The sequence below is a fragment of the Vibrio sp. 1288 genome, from assembly GCF_033344475.1.
The window spans coordinates 1-1,332 of the sequence record NZ_JAWPOX010000100.1 but is presented as its reverse complement, the minus strand read 5'-3'; the positions used below and the strand labels follow the sequence as shown (position 1 = coordinate 1,332).

General features: G+C 44.7%; 1 pseudogene. It reads left to right on the top strand.

The window, feature by feature from the left end:
• Window positions 1-1,332, top strand: a pseudogene (locus R8O11_RS24870) (hypothetical protein); the annotation flags it as partial.

The following is a 1,332-nucleotide window of genomic DNA, read 5'->3' as shown; positions in this document are numbered from 1 at the left end:
CAACAGGTTTTTATCCAAATTAAGGACAACAACTCTTGCGATATCTTCGTTAGCTATCATGTTTGCTGTACCAGCTTTCGCTAGATTAGACGGCGCAATATTCACGACGACACCTGCTGGTGATATCGTCAATGAAAATTCCCGCTACGAGTCTAAACAAGAAGTATTTTTAGATGGAGGCCCAGGGCCTAACGCACCAAGAACAGCCGCAGCACTGCCTGCTGGTTTGTATTATTTTCAAGTTACCGATCCATCAGGTAAATGTTTGTTATCAAGTACTTTAGATAGCGCAGACACCAACGGTGGTACCTGCTATCAAGATGTAAAAATCAAAGGCAAGAACGCTAGAAACGCCGAAGAGTTTTACGCAGAACCATTAGCCTGTCGTCTTTTCTATTTCGACGGTGAAGGTGGTGTGACATATATGAATGACGTCGTCACGCTCACTCAAGAAGTTAAAGTTCGCGGCAAAATGGTCACCCAATCGATAGACATAGAATGTCGACATCAATTGGGAAGTGAGTATTTAGATGTCGACCCTACTTCTCTGCCTGATGGAGAAACCATACAGCTATTTCCATTTGCCAACACACCTAACTCCGGTGGGGTTTACAAAGCTTGGGTATCCACAGCAGCGAGCGTAGAAGCCGCTTGTGAAGGTACTGACCTGTATGGCGAAGAAACTGGTGAAAACTGTGCCGGGTTCTTTGGATTTATCCCTCGATTCTCGAAAACAGATAACTTCAAAGCGAAGACTGCAGAGCCAGAACCGCCAAACTTTGATATTGCTTTTCGTGCGTTCCACGACAGAAACCTGAACTGCCAATATGATCCTATCATCGATGAAGTTATTCCTAATTGGGAGTTCGGTATTCGTGACTTAGCGATGGAAATGGGTGGTATGCGTAATACTAAACTTTCCAATGATTCTCCTGACGAGCCAATCACGTTTAGTGTTTTTGGGGTTGAAGACCATCAATGGAGCTTAGACCAATTCATGTGGTGGGCGAAAAAAGTTGGCTTTACCGCAATGAACACCCCATTCACTCACTTCACAACCTTCGCAGATTTAAGAGACTTTGCACCGACGTTCGAAGATGGCGATCTGCATATAGGCTTTGCAAACGCTCTAGCATGTCAAACCGACTTCGACGAAACCATCAAACGTTCTGCTGGTGAGGACACAGATGAAGCCAGCGGTAATGAGGAGAATGACGTTGGTTTCATGCCTAGTGCTTGGGCTCAACCAACCTTTGATGATGATCCCGTGTTAACCATCCGTTTTGGTTCTATCGGTATTGCCAATCTTAAAGTGTGTAAGTCGTTCGATAT